Source organism: Epilithonimonas bovis DSM 19482 (genome assembly GCF_900108115.1).
Classification (GTDB): Bacteria; Bacteroidota; Bacteroidia; order Flavobacteriales; family Weeksellaceae; genus Epilithonimonas; species Epilithonimonas bovis.
The window spans coordinates 1-18,518 of record NZ_FTPU01000048.1; the positions used below are offsets into that span (position 1 = coordinate 1).

The window sequence follows — 18,518 nt, forward strand, 5'->3', positions numbered from 1 at the left end:
TATCCAGATTTGGAAAAAGCTTACAATTTATCCGATAAACTAAGGAAAATTTATAATCAGAACACATTAAAATCTGTAGCAATGCTCAAACTTGCCCATTGGTTTAAAGATGTGGAAGAATCAGGTTTTAAATCCTTTTCAACACTTAAAAATACGATTACAAACCATTATAATGACATCCTGAATTATTTTGAAAGAAGAAGTACCAATGCATCTGCAGAATCGTTTAATTCGAAAATAAAGCAATTCAGAATGCAGCTTAGAGGTGTTAAAGACAAAGTATTTTTCCTTTTCAGATTATCTAAAATTTTTGCCTAGTCCCCAAGGTTTGATCTTGATCCACCTTATAGAGGGTGTGAAAGACAAAAATTGAGAATAAGCTAATGGAAACAAAAAAACCCCGATAAAATCGAGGTTTAAGGGAAGTGAGCGCGAAAGGATTCGAACCTTTGACCGTCTGCTTAGAAGGCAGATGCTCTATCCAGCTGAGCTACGCACCCATTAGTTAGTTTTACAAAACCAACAAAAACTGTCGGGGCGGCAGGATTCGAACCTGCGACCTCCTGGTCCCAAACCAGGCGCGATGACCGGACTACGCTACGCCCCGAGATTTTCTAATGCGGAGGGTAAGGGATTCGAACCCTTGCGACCCTTTCGGGTCGACAGTTTAGCAAACTGCTCCATTAACCACTCTGGCAACCCTCCTTTTAGAAATTATTTTAAGATCGTTATCTGCTCAATTGCGAGTGCAAATATAGAATACTTTTGATTACCAACCAAAACTTTTTCTTCTTTTTTTTTCATATTTTTGACTCATAATAATCACTCAAACCCAATACCAATGCGTAATTCATTATATTTCACAGCCTTAGGCCTGGCAATTATTTCATGTGGATCTCAACAAAAAACTGCAAAAAATAAAAATTCACATATAAGCACTGCCCCGAAGCCTATTGTTGTGGAAAAAAAACCTGCAATAAAACAAGATGAAGGTGAATACTACAAAATTAATATTGCTGATATTACAAAGAATGACAATACCATCAGTTATGGCTCTATAGTAAGTGCAAAACCTTTGGGATATAAGATTGTCAAAACTTATTTCCCCTCGCTGGGGCAAAACTTCCGCCAGCGTTACGTGATTTTGCACTATACAGCGCTGGACGACGACCGGTCTGTTTCCACCCTTACCCAGCAATCGGTAAGCGCCCATTATCTGGTGAGCACCCTCCCGGATAAAGACATTTACCAGCTTGTTGACGAAAACAAAAGAGCTTATCATGCGGGTATCAGCTTCTGGAGAAAAGACCAGCAACTGAATGACACGTCTATAGGCATCGAAATCGTTAACCAGGGTTATACGACTGATCCGTCTAATAACCGTATATTTTACCCTTATCCGGAAGAACAGTTCCAAAAAGTTGCCGCTTTGGTAAAGGATATTGTGGCGCGGTATAATATCCCGCCAACCAACATCCTTGCCCACTCTGATATTGCACCAACCAGAAAACAGGATCCGGGGCCATTTTTCCCATGGAAAAGGCTCTATGATGAATACCAGGTGGGAATGTGGTATGATGAGGCCGTAAAACAGGCTTTGCAGGCTCAGATTTTGTCAAATGAAGAACTGGCCATCCAATACAATGATCCGGTATTTGTCTCCAAAATACAGCAGCAACTGGTGCAGTTTGGCTATAACCTTACCGTCAATGGCGCATGGGACAAAGCAACCAGGCAGACAATTGAGGCCTTTCAGTTCCACTTCCGGCCGACTAACTACAGCGGATTGCTGGATGCGGAAACCTGGGCTATTTTACAGGCTCTGATTCAGAAATATCCACAGAAGTAAATGAATATTATTTTATAAACTAAAAGATTAAGTTTAAAACCTATTTCTATAAATAACAAACAACCCTCGAAAAATCGAGGGTTGTTATTATTTTAAAAGTAATTATTAAATTTATAATTATCATTTATTTACTCAACAACAGAGAAACCCATTCTTCTCTTTGGATTTTCTTTTCGAGTTTGAGGTTTTGTTCCGTGCAGACCTCCAAAATATCATCCACATCAAAGAAACACAACCCTGAAAGCAGCAGTTTTCCGCCATCTTCCAAAACCGAAACATAAGTCGGGATGTCAGAAATCAAAATATTACGGTTAATATTAGCCAAAATAATATCGAATTTCTCTTTACCGAGATTTTCTGCCGTACCCAACTCAATATCCAGTTCAACGTTATTTCTGGCAGCATTTTCCTTGGAGTTTTCTACAGACCATTCGTCGATGTCGATCGCAACCGTTCTGCCTGCTCCTTTTTGCTTGGCAAAAATCGCTAAAACCGAAGTTCCGCAACCCATATCCAGCACTTTTTTATTCTCCAGATCCATATCCAACATCTGCTGGATCATCAGGTGTGTCGTAGGATGATGACCCGTCCCGAAAGACATTTTCGGCTGGATTACGATCTCGTGCAAATTGGGATTCGGCTCGTGGAATTCTGCTCTGATGAGCACCTTATCTTCTACATTGATGGGTGAAAAATTCTTCTCCCACTCCTCATTCCAATTGATATTTGGCATCTCCTCATAAGAGTAAGAGATCTCAACATCCGGATTTTGGAACAACTGAACATTTCTCAGCTCGTCTTCATTTAAAATATCTTTCTGAATGTAACCCAAAATCCCGTCATACTCTTCTGTAAAGCTGTCAAAACCGATCTCTATCAGTTCTGCCATCAGTATTTCGTTCCAAGGTTGGAGAGGTTTTATTTTGAAATTGAATTCTAAGTATGCTGCCATTTTTGATTTTTTGCAAATTTAGGTTAAAACCACAAAGGCACAAAAGGAATCCACAACAGACACAAAAATTATAAATATTCAAAAAAATAAAATCCCTGTGAACCTTGTGGAAAAGCTTTGTGCTTTTAAAAAATTAATTCATTTTGATCTGATACGTAAATCCTACGTGAAACCATCGTCCGGGCATTGGAACCAGATTGGTTTCGGTATATTTTGTATTGGTCAGGTTATTAATCAACACATAAAAATTAAGGTCTTTGTACCGGAAATTGATTTGCTCATCCACGATATTATAACTGCCGAGATTCACACGTTCCGAATATTTATAAATCAATTGATTGCTGAAAAACTTCAAAAACTTAACATCCAATTGTGCCACAACCTGATGTCTCAGATTTTGCAAAGCATATCTGGAAAGTTCCTCATTCTTGTATTGATTATCAAGATAAGTGTAACCCAAGCGATAGTTCAGAAATGGGAATAACTGATGCCTGAATTCGGTTTCGAAACCTTTTAGATTAATTTCACCAACATTCTCTGCTTTCCACGGGCTTTCGGGCGTTTCTTTAAGCCAGTCAATTCCGTTATTGGTATTTCTGATGAAACCACTGATTTTCGCCAGGATTTTCTCATTCTGGAAACGATAACCTAATTCTGATGAAACAGCACTTTCCGGAACCAGGTCAGGATTTCCTATTTCTGTAGGACTCGTGTAATACAAATCCGTAAACGTCGGGATCCTGAATCCTTTGGAAATGGCTCCAAAAACTTTATGATTCGGATTAAAAATAAAACCGACATCCATCCCCGGATAGAAGAAATTACCGCCCGAATAATTGGCCCAGCTTGCTCCCGGGTTGATTTCTAATTTCTGATTAAAAAACCTGAACTGATGGTCAAAAAACACCTGCGTCACATCCCGGTTCCTATCTCCGAGATTACTGCTTACGAGATATTCTTTCCTGTAATCCACACCAATTCCAGTGGTCCCGAGTGACGATTCATAAGTTGCATTCACTGTCCCGCCGACATTATTTCCAATGTGCATATTTCTATAACCTGCCGGATTTTGACGTGTATAGAGGTACATATCCTGTCCTCTTCTCCAATAGACGCTGGAATTGACCGACAGATGATTAAACTTCTGCTGGTATTTCAAGCTCACTACAGAAGCCTGCGTTTCCTCGTATTGGTTGATTGCCGTTGGCGAGGCATAAAAACCATTGGCACCGAATTTCTTCTCAGAAAAACCGGCCTGTAAACTCAGGCTTCCTTCATTTAATTTTAATTTGTTTTGATAGAAGAAATTGCGGATCTGATAATCCGTATTGTATCGGTAACCGTCCGAAGCACCATTACTGAGTGTGAAAAGATTCGTGAATTTTTCCGAACCGAAAGTGGCTGAAGCCGACAGATCATAAGTTTTGAAATCGCCGCCTTGTGCTTTGATGGTTACCTGTTCTTCGGAAGATGATTTGGTCACAATATTGATGACACCTGCATACACGTTCTGCCCATACAATTTGGCCGATGAACCTTTGATGATCTCAACCCGCTCTACCGATGAAATATCAAACGGAATATTAAAGGTATTATGCCCCGTCTGTGAATCATTCATCCGGATCCCGTTGACCAGGACCAAAACCTGCTCAAAAGAACTTCCCCGGATGGTGATGTCGCTTTGCACGCCGTTGGAACCTCGTCTTTTGATATCCAAACCAGAATAAAATTGTAACAATTCGTCTATGCTGGTTGCCGGACTATTTTGGATTTGTTGTTTTGTAATAACCGTTACATTTTCATTGACATCGTTATAAGGCGTTGATAAAAACCGGCCTTGTAAATTAACTTCATCAATATCTCTTGCCTGATCCTGTGCCAGCAAATTTTTTTGGAAAGCCAATACAGAAAGTGCGAGAATTAATTTTTTCATAGTTTAACTTCTTTCAGATAATTGGCGGCAAATATAGAAATTAGCGCCCACTTCCTATCCAATAATATACAAAACATAATATCGTTAACCACTATGCCTGTTTCTCTGCAACAACTTGGGGTTGATTTTGCAACTACTTTACTCTTTACTTATTCCAAAAATCATAGGTGCTATCCTTTTAATTTTTCGTAAATTTGTAGGTCTTATTTTTACTATGGCTACAGCTTCTGAAATCGATATCAAAAAATATATTTTCGTTAAAAACGCACATCTTAACAATCTGAAACACATTGATGTTCTGATCCCAAAGAACAAACTCATTGTGATAACAGGTGTCTCCGGAAGTGGAAAATCGTCTCTTGCATTTGACACGATTTATGCCGAAGGACAGAGGCGTTACGTGGAAAGTCTAAGTTCCTATGCCCGTCAGTTTTTGGGTAAATTAGAAAAACCCAAAATAGATGACATCAAAGGTTTGGCGCCTTCTATTGCGATCCAGCAGAAGGTGATCTCGTCCAACCCAAGATCTACGGTAGGCACCTCAACAGAAATCTACGATTACCTGAAACTTTTTTTCGCCAGAGTCGGGAGGACCTATTCGCCTGTTTCGGGTGAAGAAGTCAAAAAAGACAGCGTAACCGATGTGATTAACTTCATCCGGGATTCTAAAAAAAATACCACTTTTTTGCTGTTGGCGCCGCTGAAGTTTGAAGTGGATCATTTTGCAGAACAGCTAAAAACACTGAAAGTCTCAGGATTTACGAGATTGGAAGTTAACGGCAATGTTGCAGGGATCGAGGATCTGGAAAGCTTTGGTTTTGTCCCGGAAAAAGAAATGACCATTAATTTGGTTATTGACCGGTTCAGTTATGAGGAAGATGAGAATTTTCTGCAAAGACTTGCCGACTCTATCCAGATGGCTTTTTACGAAGGCCTGGGCTACTGTTCCCTTAAAAATACAGATGATGGCAAAATCCGTGAATTCTCTAACAAATTCGAATTGGATGGCATTGTTTTTAACGAACCGAATGTCCATTATTTCAGTTTCAACAATCCTTACGGTGCCTGCCCGACCTGCGAAGGTTACGGAAAAGTTATCGGGATTGATGAAGATCTGGTCATCCCAAACAAAAATCTTTCGGTTTACGAAGATGCAGTCGCTTCCTGGAAAGGCGAAAGTATGAGCGAATGGAAAAAGGAATTCATCAAAAAAGCCAAAGATTTCCCAATTCACAAGCCTTATCATCAACTCACAAAAGAGCAGAAACAGTTCCTTTGGAAAGGCGATAAAACCAGAAGTTTCCCAAGTATTGATAATTTTTTCAAAATGCTTGAGGAAAATCTTTACAAGATCCAATACCGCGTAATGCTTTCGCGCTATCGTGGGAAAACACTTTGCCCCGATTGCGAAGGATTGCGATTGCGGGAAGAAACAAGCTGGGTAAAAATTGACGGTCACAATATCCAATCACTGATAGAACTACCTTTGGATGAACTTCTGCCATTGATCAAAAGCTTAAAACTGAACGCCCACGACAGAGAAATTGCCAAACGCCTGACCTACGAAATCGAAACGAGATTAGAATTCCTGACGAAAGTCGGCCTTGGATATCTGACTTTGAACCGAACATCCAACACGCTTTCCGGAGGAGAAAGCCAGAGAATCAATCTGGCGACAAGCTTGGGAAGTTCGCTGGTTGGTTCTATTTATATTTTGGATGAGCCGAGCATTGGTCTGCATTCCCGCGATACAGAAAATCTGATTGGTGTCCTCAAACAACTCCGCGATTTGGGAAATACCGTGATTGTTGTAGAGCACGACGAAGATGTGATGCTTGCGGCAGATTACATTATAGATATTGGCCCGGAAGCGGGCTACCTTGGTGGCGATCTTGTTTTCAGCGGGGATTATAATGAGATGCTGAAGTCTGATACTTTAACCGCAAAATACCTGAATGGCGAACTGAAAATAGAAGTGCCTGAAAAACGAAGAAAACCGAAGGAATTCATCGCAATAAAAGGTGCCCGCCAGAATAATTTAAAAAATATCGATGTTGATGTTCCGTTAGAATGTCTGACAGTTATCACAGGCGTTTCCGGAAGCGGAAAATCGACTTTGATGAAGGAAGTGATGACCAATGCCATCCAGATCCAACTGGGAATGGGTGGCAAAAAAGCCGATTACGATTCGGTGGAATTCCCGAAAAAGCTGATCCAGAATATCGAACTGATTGACCAAAACCCAATCGGGAAATCGTCCCGCTCCAACCCCGTGACTTATCTGAAAGCTTACGACGATATCCGGGATCTTTTTGCGAAACAAAAGTCCGCAAAAATCCAGGGTTACAAACCGAAGCATTTCTCCTTCAATGTGGATGGCGGAAGATGTGACGAGTGCAAAGGCGAAGGTATCATTACCGTATCAATGCAGTTTATGGCGGACATCGAGCTGGAGTGTGAGCATTGCCATGGCACACGTTTCAAAAAAGAAATCCTCGAAGTCAAATATGATGAGAAAAACATCTCAGACATCCTGCATATGACGGTGGATGAAGCATTGGAATTTTTCTCGGAAAATCACGAAGAAAAAATTGTAACCAAACTAAAACCTTTGCAGGACGTTGGTTTGGGTTATCTTCAGTTAGGCCAGTCCTCCTCTACTCTTTCCGGCGGTGAAGCCCAAAGAGTGAAGCTCGCCTCTTTCCTTGTGAAAGGTGTAACGACGGAAAAAACGTTATTTGTTTTTGATGAACCATCAACAGGATTACATTTCCACGACATTCAAAAATTACTGAAATCACTTCAGGCACTGATAGAATTAGGGCATTCTGTGGTTGTGATAGAACATCAGCCGGATATTATCAAATGCGCCGATTACATCATCGATGTCGGCCCAAATGCCGGGAAATACGGTGGCGAAATTGTTTTCACAGGAACACCGGAAGATTTGGTAAAAGAGAAAAAGTCGTTTACAGGAAAGTATATTAAAGAAAAACTCGATTAACTAAGTTATCCACAAAAAAATGTGGATAAGTATGAAATTTTAACATTCAGTTTACATTTCGTATTGTTTTTCTTTCTAAATTTACCATAGAGATTTAGGAAATGAACACAAAATTTGCTTTTAACTCCATTACAATTACTCAAATTACATTTGATATAAAAATCAAAGGATAGCATTGTCGGCTATCCTTTTTTGTTGTTGTCTAACTAAAAAAATGAGATGTTTTATCTACTGAACCGGCTTCTAAAGAGCTGGTTCTTTTATTTCACAAAGGCTTCGACTCCGCTCAGCCTGACAATTCTTATTATACATTTAGTACTAAAAGTGTCACACTGAGCGGAGTCGAAGTGTTTATAATCATAAAAAAAGACCACTTCTTTCGAAGCAGTCTCTCTTTTCATTTTCAGATTTTATTATTTTGTAGCATTCACATTGATACCAATTTCGATGTCTTTGCTAATCATCCATTCAGCCGGATCAGTTTCATCAGTCCCGAATTTGATTCCCCAATCTGCTCTGTTTACAGTAAATTTAGCTTCGATAGCCGCTTTACCTTCAGCAACCGTTACTTTTGCAGGGAAAGAAACGTTAAGCGTTTTTCCTAGCAATGTAAGATTTCCGCTAACCGTTTTGTTAGCACCGGCAACCGCATTTTTTGGAAGTTCACCAGCTAAGTCAGCTACAGCAGTGATTTTGAAATCAGAAGTTGGTTGTTTCTCAACATCAAAGAAATCAGCATTTTTAAGGTGCGCTTCCAAGTCAGCCGGTTTTTTGTCAGCTTCGGTTACAGAAGCCGGATCTACTTTCAAAGTAGTCATATCGATTACGAAATCTCCAGAAGTTACCGCATCATTTTCAACGGTGATTTCTCCGGATTTCAATTTAAGAGTTCCCCATCTTGGCGCAAATCCACCTTTGTGGAACGCTTTCCAATCTACTTTAGAAGTGGCCAGATCTACGTTGTAAACTTCACCGGTTTTTGCTGCAACTTCTTGCTCTGCTGTTACAGTTTCTTTTTTGTCGTTACAAGCTGTGAACAACAACGCTGCTCCAACAAATGCTAATACTGTTAATTTTTTCATTGACTAATATTTTTTAATTAATATTTTTCTGACGCAAAAATAAAACTTTAGAAGGTCTTATGGCATTGATCTATATCAATAAATAGAGGTCGTTATTTAATACATACTGATAAATATAATATTCTCGCTAATGAAGCAGATTTTGCAGATTTAAATTTGAACATCTGCTTAATCGGAAAAAATCTGCGAGAATTAAAATAACAAAAATCCTTTTAATAAAGAATTTTGGTGATATGAAAATATCTTTTGACCTCTATCAATAAAATCTAAAGTCGTGATTTTTTGTAATCTTTTATTTCGCTCCTGCTTACTCAAACTCTTTAGAAACGCCTAAACCAAACAATGCAAAATCATAAATCGCCGGATCAACGGGATTGTATTTTCTGAGAATCAGATCTAACTCTTCTACCGCTTTCCAATCGTTTTGTTTTCTTGTTAAAATCCCCAGTTTCCTGGAAATATTAGCGGTATGAACGTCCAGCGGCACAGATAAAAAACGCGGGTCTATCTTTTCCCAAATCCCAAAATCAACACCTTTTTTGTCTTTTCTCACCATCCAGCGCAGGTACATAATCAATCGTTTGGAAGCGGAATTTTTATAGGGCGAACTCACGTGTTTTTGTCCACGATGTTTTTCGGAAATGAAATGATTTCTAAAACGCTCGATAGAATGAGAAAAATTGATTTCGTTGTCATGGATTAGAAATACATCTTCCAAGCTTTCAAACTGAGTGTAAATTCGGCGAAAATTTTTTAGAAAGAAAATAAAATCTTCGTGATTAAACGTCCTATGAATGGCTTTTTGTGGAATTCTATTTAAGTCAGAATCTGTAAAATTCATGATGAAATCGTACGGTGAATTCCCCATCAGTTCAATCATTTTGTTAGCATCATTGATGATCGATTTCCGGTTTCCCCAGGCAATACTGGCAGATAAAAAGCCGGCAATCTCAATATCCTGCTTCAAAGAAAAACGATGCGGGATCTGAATTGGGTCATCGGTAATAAACTCCGGTGCATTGTATAATTCCGCTTTCTCGTTCAGCAAATCGAAAATATCTTTCTCTTTTAATTTCATAATCAGCTGCAAATTTCCGCAAAAAAAATTGTCATTCCGTCGGAATCTCCTGGTTTAGGTTCTTTCAGAATGACAAATATTGAGTTTATATTTTATTTAAAAAATTAAAGCAATGGATCTGAAACTAAAACTCCAACTTCTATTGTTATCTCCCAATGACTTCTGCAATAGGATTTCCAACATTGCCACTTGGGAACTGGATGTGCAACAACGCAGAAATGGTTGGCGCAATATCAGTCATAAAATAAGCTTTATTACTTTCGCCCTGTTTTATGCCCCAACCCATAAATATTAACGGAATATGAGCGTCATACGAGTTCCAGACACTGTGCGTAGTCCCGGTTTTTGAATAGGGCGGCAACATAGAATCATGAGAAATCAACTGGATATCACCACTTCTCTGTCTGTTGATTCCGTTGATAATTCTGGATTTTATCGGCTCAGGTATCGTAGATTCCTGAACTTTTTCTACTGAGACAGCATACAAGACGGTCGGATTCTTTTGCAGTTCCGAAATCGTAAAATCTCTTACTGCATCCAGCTCCAGCTTATTATCCCTCAATAATTTTCTGTCAAAATAAACCTGATAATTATCTACAGCATTGATGAGTTTATCCACCCCAAATTTTGCTTTCAGCTTTTCATTAATATCCTTTTCCATACCTTCGCCAAAGAAACCTGTTGTGATTTTATGTTCCTGCAAAAAGCCTACAGCGTGAGATGCACCGTGGTCTGCAGACAGAAAAACAGTATAACTCCCTTTACCAACTTTAGAATCCAGATATTTGAAAAAGGCTGCCAAATCCTTATCCAACCTTAGGTAAACATCTTCTACCTCAATAGAATTCGGGCCAAATTTATGTCCTGCATAATCTGTGGATGCCAAATTGATTGCCAACATATCGACGATATTATCACTTCCTAATTTTTCTCCTTCTACCGCAGCTTCTGCCAATTTCAAAGTCAGTGTATTACCAAACGGTGTATAGCGGATATTATCTTTTTTGGACTGATAATCTGCTGCCAGGTTGCTGTAAGGGAAAGTTGGTGTTTTTGTACTTCCCAACAGACCTTCCCAAGAAGAATTGTCCGGTGAACTTTCTGTATATTGATTGATTGGGAGCAAGGTATCCCAGCCATTTGCAACCAGCTTGTCCGGCAAATTCTGACCATTAAAATCCTTGATCCATTGTGGTAAATCCTTCATATACCAAGTACTTGTAACGAAATTCCCTGAGGAATCGTCAAACCAAAAAGCACCGTTTGGCGTGTGCCCGGCCGGAAGAATAGAAGCGCGGTCTTTGAGAGAGACCCCAATGACTTTCCCCTGAAAGTTGGTCGCCAGCCTCAACTCGTCTGTAATAGTGGTTGACCAAAGATTTTTCGGTGAGTGGCTGCCAACTTTTGTATTTGTAGTGCCTACCGGCTGTACGTTTTCGTCTGTGGTACAATACACGTTTTTGCCAGTTTCTTTATCGTTCCAGTCATTACCAGCAATGCCGTGAATGGCAGGAACAGATCCTGTATAAATCGAAGTATGTCCCAAAGCCGTTACCGTAGGAACATATGGGATATGAACGTTATTAAGGGAATAGCCTTCTCCCAATAACCTTTTGAAGCCGTCATTCCCAAATTTATCATAATAACGGTAGAGATAATCCCAGCGCATTTGATCAACAACTAATCCTACGACTAATTTTGGCCTTTCCGATGAATTTAATTTTGTTTTCTGAGCATTTACATTTCCAAATGTAGCCACAGCTAAAACGAAAATCTGAATTTTTCTGAACATTGAATTACTTTTTATTGAAGCCAAATTTACAGCTTTTAAAAGTTTTGGGATATGAAATTTTTATTAAAGTTTCGCGTATATTTTTAATGAATATTATTTTCACAAAGGCTTCGAGAGCCTCAGCCTGACAATGTTAATACTAAAAGTTTGATTTTCGCAATAGCCGTCTGAATATTTAGACAAGCTTAATATAAAACTTAACAGAAGAATTTTTATCAAGCATTGACAAACATTCTTAAATAAAAAAAGAACGAGCCATTGCCCGTTCCTTGATCTGTAAAAGGTCATCTAATCTATTTTGAACCACCTGAATTTTTCTCAACATCGGTTTTGGTATTTTCTTTTACTTTTTGGTTTCCAAAACGTTTTACAAAAGTGAGAGAAAAACCATACCAGTCCCATTTGTTATAATTGTACACCTTCCCTATTTGAGTGTAAGAGGTGGTATCCATGGATGGCCTCCTGAATATATTCATCAGCTGCAGACTGGTTTCCATTTGCAATGCCGGGAACAATTTGGTAACCGAAATATTGTGGAAGAAATTGGTTTTGTTGGAAACCGAATTCCCGTTATTCTGATTATCCACGCTTAACCATGCGCTCACATTGATATTTTTGCTAAACAGGTTGGTATAGGTTAGGTTGGCAGATCCTGCAAAATATTTGATATAATTACTTTCTGAGCCCAGATTATTCCGGGAATTGAAGTCGCTGTTATCAATGTAATACCAGCCAAGCCCTAAGTTGACATTCAGCTTGTTCTTTAGAAGGTTTTGATTGGTATTAGCGAACAAGGAGAGCCTCTGGACACGACCTTTGAAGTTATCCGGGAACATTACTGTTTTGCCGCCTTCCTCTGTATAGTTCTCCCAGTAATCCTGATTGGTAAACATATATCTGGCCGAGAGGAAGTATTTTTTGAAAAAACCAAATTTCATCACTACCCGATCACTTGGGTTAGGCAGCAGATTCATATTTCCGCGGTAATCCATCCCGTTGTTATTGGGCATCTGGAAAGGATTAAATTCTGAGTACCATGGCCGCCACAAGTTATGATTGTAGGTTAAACTCAAATCATAATTGGTGGAGAATGAATATTTTAACAGGAGGTTTGGCAAAAAGCTGCCATAAGAATCTTTCCTGCCAACGTCGGCGACATTTTCGCGCAAAGTGTATCGGATGTACTCATAACGCAGACCTATACGTGTTTCCAGCTTTTCAAAAAATGTCTTACTGTAATTAAAATAAAGCGAATTGATATTATCCGTGTAATGGAAATCACTGGTCAGCCGGCTGTCGTTAGAAAAATCAAAATAATCGTTTGGAACCACGTTGTTATTAAAATTGGCTTTGCCACCTACTTCCAGATTACCGCCATTTTTCCCCAAAGGAGTTGTATAATCTATTTTGACAAAATAATTCCTCGTCTGTGCAAAAGAGTTGATCTGCGATGCTGTGTTACTGTAAGGCACAAGCGCCGGCAGCGTGTTGTAGAAATAGGTCGAATTATTGGTCACACTATCGTCTGAATCGTAATTGACGCCAATGTTAACATCCAGTATTTTATTTTTTTCTTTATCGTAATATTTATAAAAAAAGTTGGTGCCCAGTGTATTATTTTTAAGATCTGTTGTCAGCAACTGCTGGTTATAATTCTTAAATACCTCATCGCTGAAGTCTGTCGTGCTGTTATCTGACGCAGAATTTCTGTTACTTTTATAATATTCTACCACAAGTCCGATATTATTTTTATCATTAAGTTCGAACTCAGACGTAGACGACACAGAAGGGTTTTTACCTTTATAAGTGGTAGAAGCTTCTATAAGCCGGCGGTTACTGTTATCGTAAAAATCCAGCTGAGATCTGTTGGTAGATATAAAAGTATTATCACCATAGCTCCCGGTAACAGTCTGGGTAAAGCTCTTTTTATGGTAATTAACATTAAGGCTGGCATACTGGTTATTCTTTGTATTCTGAGTATTAGTAAGAGAAACACTGCCTTTTACACCTTCATCATCGCGTTTTTTGAGAACAATATTAATGACTGCTCCCGTTGCTTCATAACGGGAAGACGGGCTCGTAATCACTTCTATTTTCATCAGGTTGTCTGCAGGGATCGTTTTGAGATATTCCTTCAGTTCTTTACCAGTAAAAATTGACTTTCTGTCATTAATGTAAACGGTGACAGATTCGCCTTCTGCTCTTACATTATCATTATTATCAATACTTATTAGCGGTGTCATCCGCACAATATCCCAGGTGGTGTTCCCCGCGACAATAGAACTGTTGGCCACGTTGAAAACCGTCCTGTCAGCTTTGCTCTCAACCGTTGGTTTTTTGGCAATAACTGTTACTGCCTCTATTTCTTTAGATTTTATAGTATCGCTGGTTTGCGCAAAAGACAAGGTTGCAACAAGCATTCCCAAGGTAGAAAAGGTTAATCTCATGTTTAGTTTTTTTATATAAGACAACAGAATCTTACTAATTGTTACATCGTACTGTCAATTATTTCTGAAATCGCAACAATTATGTTTAAATTTGATGTACTATTTATAAAATTAATAACGTGGCAACACCTAACCAGACATTGACCCAAAGCCAAAAGGATACATTGATTAATAACCTAAAAATAAGGTTTGAAAAAAATCCTGACCGCCATCAGCTTATCAGTTGGGAAAATATCGTCCAAAAACTGAATGCTGCACCGCTAGAATTATGGTCTCTCAATGAAATGGAGAGGACCGAAGGCGAGCCCGATGTTATGCATTATGATGCAGTAACTGATGAATACCTGTTCTTTGACTGCGCTGCAGAAAGCCGAAAAGGCAGAAGAAGCCTCTGCTACGACCGAGAAGCGCTCAACTCCCGAAAAGAACATAAACCTGCAAATCGCACAATAGACATGGCATCTGAAATGGGAATTAAAATTTTGACAGAAGAACAATACCGCTACCTACAGACCTTAGGGAAATTTGATTTGAAGACCTCCAGCTGGATCGCTACGTCATCTGAAATACGAAAACTGGGCGGCGCTATTTTCTGCGATCGGCGTTATGACACTGTTTTCCTTTATCATAATGGCGCTGAATCCTATTATGCTGCAAGAGGTTTCCGTGGTGCTTTGAGAATATAAAAAAACCGCATCAAAAATGCGGTTTAATATCTTTATGCTAGGGAGAACTTAAAACTTAAGATCACCATTAACTTCTTTTACGGCCTTAGCTGCTTCGGCGAACTTAAGCTGCTCTTCGGCGGTAAGCGTTATATTAACAATACTTTCTATACCATCTTTCCCAATAATAGTGGGAACACCCAGGCAAATGTCGCTTTGCCCATATTCGCCATCCAGCATAACGGAACAGGGGATCATTTTTTTCTGATCGCATAAGATTGCCTGAACCATCACCGAAACAGCAGCTCCCGGCGCATACCAAGCAGATGTTCCTAATAATTTCGTCAATGTTGCGCCACCCACTTTGGTTTCCTCTATAACAGATGCTTTTTGCTCCTCGCTCAAAAATTCGGATACAGGAACGCCATTTCGGGTCGCTTTGCTGTACAGTGGCAACATACCGGTATCAGAATGGGCGGCAATTACCATCCCGTCTACATCAGAAATTGGAGATTCCAGGGCTTCTGCCAACCTGTATTTGAATCTTGCAGAATCCAGCGCACCACCCATACCTATGATTTTCTCCTTAGGAAGCCCCGAAGTTTTATGAACCAAATAAGCCATGGTATCCATTGGGTTTGATACGACAATGATAATCACATCTGGCGAATGCTTTACCAGGTTTTCGGTTACATCTTTTACAATACCCGCATTGATACCAATCAATTCTTCTCTGGTCATCCCGGGTTTTCTTGGGATTCCGGACGTAATCACCGCCACTTTGGATCCCGCAGTTTTGGCATAATCACCTGTTGTCCCGGTAATTTTGGTATCAAAACCATTAAGAGAAGCCGTTTGCATAAGATCCATGGCCTTACCTTCGGCAAAACCTTCTTTGATATCCACCAAAACCACTTCTGACGCAAAATTTTTCATTGCAATATACTCAGCACAGCTTGCTCCCACTGCGCCTGCGCCTACTACGGTAACTTTCATAATATAATTTTTTTTGTTTTTCTATTTAATTGATTTCATGATTCGTAAAACAAGAGCCTTTTGCCATTGCCATGAACGAGCATCCTAATAATCGTAAATATAATAAAAGTTCTTTTGACTGATAAAAAAAATAAATTCCAATATTTGTCATATCCCATAGCCTGGCCTTTCATTGTACCTGTTTGCATAATTGTTGGCTTAAGATGCTATAATAGCATTTGTATTATAATTTGTTGCATAATAATTAATTCAGCATCGGAAATGTGATCCAGATTTTGTAAATTTGCTTGGAAAATTTTTGAATATATGTCAGAAAACAATATAAAATCCATTGCCGTTCTCACGTCCGGAGGAGATGCACCAGGTATGAATGCCGCACTCCGTGCCGTTGTAAGAACAGCAAATCACTTCAATATCACCTGTTATGGGATTCGCGAAGGTTATAACGGGCTTATTGCCGGCGACGTTACCAAGATGGGTGCCCGTTCTGTAAAAAATATTATTAATCAGGGCGGAACTATTCTAAAATCAGCAAGATCCAAAGAATTCATGACACCTGAAGGGCGTAAAAAAGCTTACGAACAGTGCCAGAAATTAGGGATCGACGCATTGGTATGTATTGGTGGAGACGGGAGTTTTACCGGTGCAAAAATCTTTAATGAAGAGTTTGGTATCAAAGTGATTGGCGTGCCCGGTACAATTGATAATGATATCTTTGGTACAGATAACACCATTGGTTATGATACGGCTCTTAATACCGCGATGGATGCCATTGATAAAATCCGTGATACGGCAACCTCGCACAACCGTGTATTTTTTGTAGAAGTAATGGGCAGAGATGCTGGTTTTATTGCGCTTAACAGCGGTATAGCAACAGGAGCGCTTGACATCCTAATCCCGGAAAGAAAAGACAGTATCCATGATCTTTTTGAGAACTTCCGCACGGCAGAAAAAGTAGGAAAATCCTCCAGTGTTGTTGTGGTTGCAGAAGGCGAAGAACTAGGAAGCATCTATGATATTGCCAAGGCTACAAAAGAAGAGTTCCCTAATTTTGACATCCGTGTTACCATCCTGGGCCACATCCAGCGTGGCGGATCGCCAAGCTGTGCAGACCGTGTGCTGGCAAGCAACCTGGGGTATGGTGCGGTAACAGGCCTTATGGAAGGCAAAAACAAAGTGATGGTGGGCATGCAGGGTAATAAGATTACCTACACGCCTATTGAGGAAGCTATCAAAAAACATAACGAGATCGATAAAAATCTATTGCATATCGCAGAGATATTAGCAATGTAAAATATTATAATTAGTAAATTTTAAAAACTTAAATTTTTTTAAACAATATGTCAACAATTAAAGTAGGAATTAACGGATTCGGTAGAATAGGACGTTTGGTTTTCAGAGCAATGACTGAAAGAGACAACATCGAAGTAGTAGGTATCAATGACCTTATCGATGCAGAATACATGGCTTATATGCTAAAATACGATTCTGTTCACGGAACATTCAAAGGTGAAGTATCAGTACAGGGTAATAATCTTGTGGTTAACGGTAAAACGATCCGTGTAACAGCTGAGAAAGACCCTAACAACCTAAAATGGAACGAAGTTGGTGCTGAATATATCGTAGAATCTACAGGATTATTCCTTACCAAAGATGCAGCTCAGGCTCACATCAACGCCGGTGCAAAAAAAGTAATCTTATCCGCACCTTCCAAGGATGATACGCCAATGTTTGTAATGGGTGTTAACCACAAAGAGCTTACAGATGATGTTAAAATCTTCTCCAACGCATCTTGTACTACCAACTGTCTTGCGCCGTTGGCTAAAGTAATCCATGATAACTTTGGTATCGCAGAAGGCCTTATGACAACTGTACATGCAACTACAGCCACTCAGAAAACTGTAGACGGACCATCTGCAAAAGACTGGAGAGGTGGAAGATCTGCGCTTAACAACATTATCCCTTCTTCTACAGGTGCCGCAAAAGCAGTAGGAAAAGTAATCCCTTCTCTTAACGGGAAATTAACCGGTATGTCATTCAGAGTTCCAACGGCAGATGTTTCTGTAGTAGACCTTACAGTAAGATTGGAAAAACCAACCTCTTACGATGAGATCGCTGCAGCTATCAAAGCAGCATCAGAAGGCGAACTAAAAGGAATCTTAGGCTATACAGAAGATGCTGTAGTTTCCCAGGATTTTGTAAGTGATGCCAGAACATCCATTTTTGATAAAGAAGCTGGTATTATGCTATCACCTACCTTTGTAAAATTGGTTTCTTGGTATGATAACGAGTGGGGTTATTCAAACAAATTAACTGACCTTTTGGTACACTCTTCTTCATTATAATTAATGAATTTGACCATTATAAAGAACCTCTGAGTAATTCAGAGGTTTTTTTGTGTATAAAAAATCATATATAGTCGTTCCTTAACAAAACCCACTATTTAATTTATTTTTAAAAACAGGATTAGAAAACAGCATAATTTGTATCTTATAAAATAAGAAAATAATTTTCTGTTTCAGTAGTTCCATCATTTTCTTCATGTTCCAAGCGGTTGCAGCTAGTAATGCATTGATTTGTGGTCCCGTTTCTCCCATGAAGTAATTTTTTGCCAGCCTAAAATCGGTTTTTAAATGTCCGATGATAGGTTCTATTGCCGCTCTGGTTCTAAATTTTTTGCGCTTTGTCTGCTTTTGATAAGCAGTGTCTTTTTTTCTTGG

General features: G+C 39.3%; 13 protein-coding genes, 3 tRNA genes and 1 pseudogene. 6 read left to right on the forward strand and 11 right to left on the reverse strand.

The genetic code is table 11. From position 1 onward, the window contains the following. On the forward strand, positions 1-318 hold a 318-nt coding region (locus B0B05_RS14575; RefSeq protein WP_076784340.1), incomplete at its 5' end, for a transposase. Positions 319-426: 108 nt separating this feature from the next. On the opposite strand, the gene B0B05_RS14580 is transcribed toward B0B05_RS14575, so the two are convergent. The 3 genes from B0B05_RS14580 to B0B05_RS14590 form a co-directional block, all read right to left on the reverse strand. After that, positions 427-500: transfer RNA gene (locus B0B05_RS14580), tRNA-Arg, on the reverse strand. 32 nt (positions 501-532) lie between these two features. Continuing rightward, positions 533-607, reverse strand: a tRNA-Pro gene (locus tag B0B05_RS14585). Positions 608-620: 13 nt separating this feature from the next. Continuing rightward, positions 621-705: transfer RNA gene (locus B0B05_RS14590), tRNA-Ser, on the reverse strand. A gap of 136 nt (positions 706-841) precedes the next feature. On the opposite strand from B0B05_RS14590, the gene B0B05_RS14595 reads away from it, so the two are divergent. Continuing rightward, on the forward strand, positions 842-1,849 hold the full coding sequence (locus tag B0B05_RS14595) for an N-acetylmuramoyl-L-alanine amidase (RefSeq protein ID WP_076784341.1): 1,008 nt from the start codon (positions 842-844) through the stop codon (positions 1,847-1,849). Between the two features lie 124 nt (positions 1,850-1,973). On the opposite strand, the gene prmA is transcribed toward B0B05_RS14595, so the two are convergent. Both prmA and B0B05_RS14605 read right to left on the reverse strand, forming a co-directional pair. Beyond that, positions 1,974-2,801 (reverse strand): 50S ribosomal protein L11 methyltransferase, encoded by an 828-nt coding sequence (gene prmA / locus B0B05_RS14600; RefSeq protein WP_076784342.1) that lies wholly within the window; start codon positions 2,799-2,801, stop codon positions 1,974-1,976. 133 nt (positions 2,802-2,934) lie between these two features. After that, positions 2,935-4,734 (reverse strand): TonB-dependent receptor plug domain-containing protein, encoded by a 1,800-nt coding sequence (locus B0B05_RS14605; RefSeq protein WP_076784343.1) that lies wholly within the window; start codon positions 4,732-4,734, stop codon positions 2,935-2,937. A gap of 214 nt (positions 4,735-4,948) precedes the next feature. Here B0B05_RS14605 and uvrA point away from each other — a divergent pair, with 214 nt between their 5' ends. Then, complete coding sequence (gene uvrA, locus B0B05_RS14610) at positions 4,949-7,738, forward strand: excinuclease ABC subunit UvrA (protein ID WP_076784344.1); 2,790 nt, start codon at positions 4,949-4,951, stop codon at positions 7,736-7,738. A 413-nt stretch (positions 7,739-8,151) separates the two neighbouring features. Here uvrA and B0B05_RS14615 read toward each other — a convergent pair whose 3' ends face one another. The 4 genes from B0B05_RS14615 to B0B05_RS14630 all read right to left on the reverse strand — a co-directional run bounded on the left by B0B05_RS14615 (position 8,152) and on the right by B0B05_RS14630 (position 14,137). Further along, positions 8,152-8,820, reverse strand: a complete 669-nt coding sequence (locus B0B05_RS14615; RefSeq protein ID WP_076784345.1) for a YceI family protein — start codon at positions 8,818-8,820, stop codon at positions 8,152-8,154. 307 nt (positions 8,821-9,127) lie between these two features. Further along, positions 9,128-9,898, reverse strand: a complete 771-nt coding sequence (locus B0B05_RS14620; protein ID WP_076784346.1) for a TIGR02757 family protein — start codon at positions 9,896-9,898, stop codon at positions 9,128-9,130. 145 nt (positions 9,899-10,043) lie between these two features. Then, on the reverse strand, positions 10,044-11,690 hold the full coding sequence (gene pafA / locus B0B05_RS14625) for an alkaline phosphatase PafA (protein WP_076784347.1): 1,647 nt from the start codon (positions 11,688-11,690) through the stop codon (positions 10,044-10,046). A 293-nt stretch (positions 11,691-11,983) separates the two neighbouring features. Continuing rightward, positions 11,984-14,137: an outer membrane beta-barrel protein gene (locus tag B0B05_RS14630; protein ID WP_076784348.1), complete on the reverse strand. Its 2,154-nt coding sequence runs from the start codon at positions 14,135-14,137 to the stop codon at positions 11,984-11,986. A gap of 119 nt (positions 14,138-14,256) precedes the next feature. On the opposite strand from B0B05_RS14630, the gene B0B05_RS14635 reads away from it, so the two are divergent. Next, complete coding sequence (locus B0B05_RS14635; RefSeq protein WP_076784349.1) at positions 14,257-14,823, forward strand: DUF4256 domain-containing protein; 567 nt, start codon at positions 14,257-14,259, stop codon at positions 14,821-14,823. A gap of 48 nt (positions 14,824-14,871) precedes the next feature. Here the strand turns inward: B0B05_RS14635 and B0B05_RS14640 are convergent, their stop codons facing one another. Next, positions 14,872-15,798 carry a malate dehydrogenase gene (locus tag B0B05_RS14640; RefSeq protein ID WP_076784350.1) on the reverse strand — a complete coding sequence of 309 codons (927 nt, stop codon included), beginning with the start codon at positions 15,796-15,798 and terminating at the stop codon, positions 14,872-14,874. Between the two features lie 306 nt (positions 15,799-16,104). Here B0B05_RS14640 and pfkA point away from each other — a divergent pair, with 306 nt between their 5' ends. Further along, positions 16,105-17,091, forward strand: coding sequence for a 6-phosphofructokinase (gene pfkA, locus B0B05_RS14645; protein ID WP_076784351.1), 987 nt, complete (start codon positions 16,105-16,107; stop codon positions 17,089-17,091). Positions 17,092-17,138: 47 nt separating this feature from the next. Continuing rightward, complete coding sequence (gene gap, locus B0B05_RS14650; RefSeq protein ID WP_076784352.1) at positions 17,139-18,143, forward strand: type I glyceraldehyde-3-phosphate dehydrogenase; 1,005 nt, start codon at positions 17,139-17,141, stop codon at positions 18,141-18,143. A gap of 81 nt (positions 18,144-18,224) precedes the next feature. On the opposite strand, the pseudogene B0B05_RS16850 reads toward gap, so the two are convergent. Further along, a pseudogene (locus B0B05_RS16850) lies at positions 18,225-18,518 on the reverse strand (IS5/IS1182 family transposase); the annotation flags it as partial.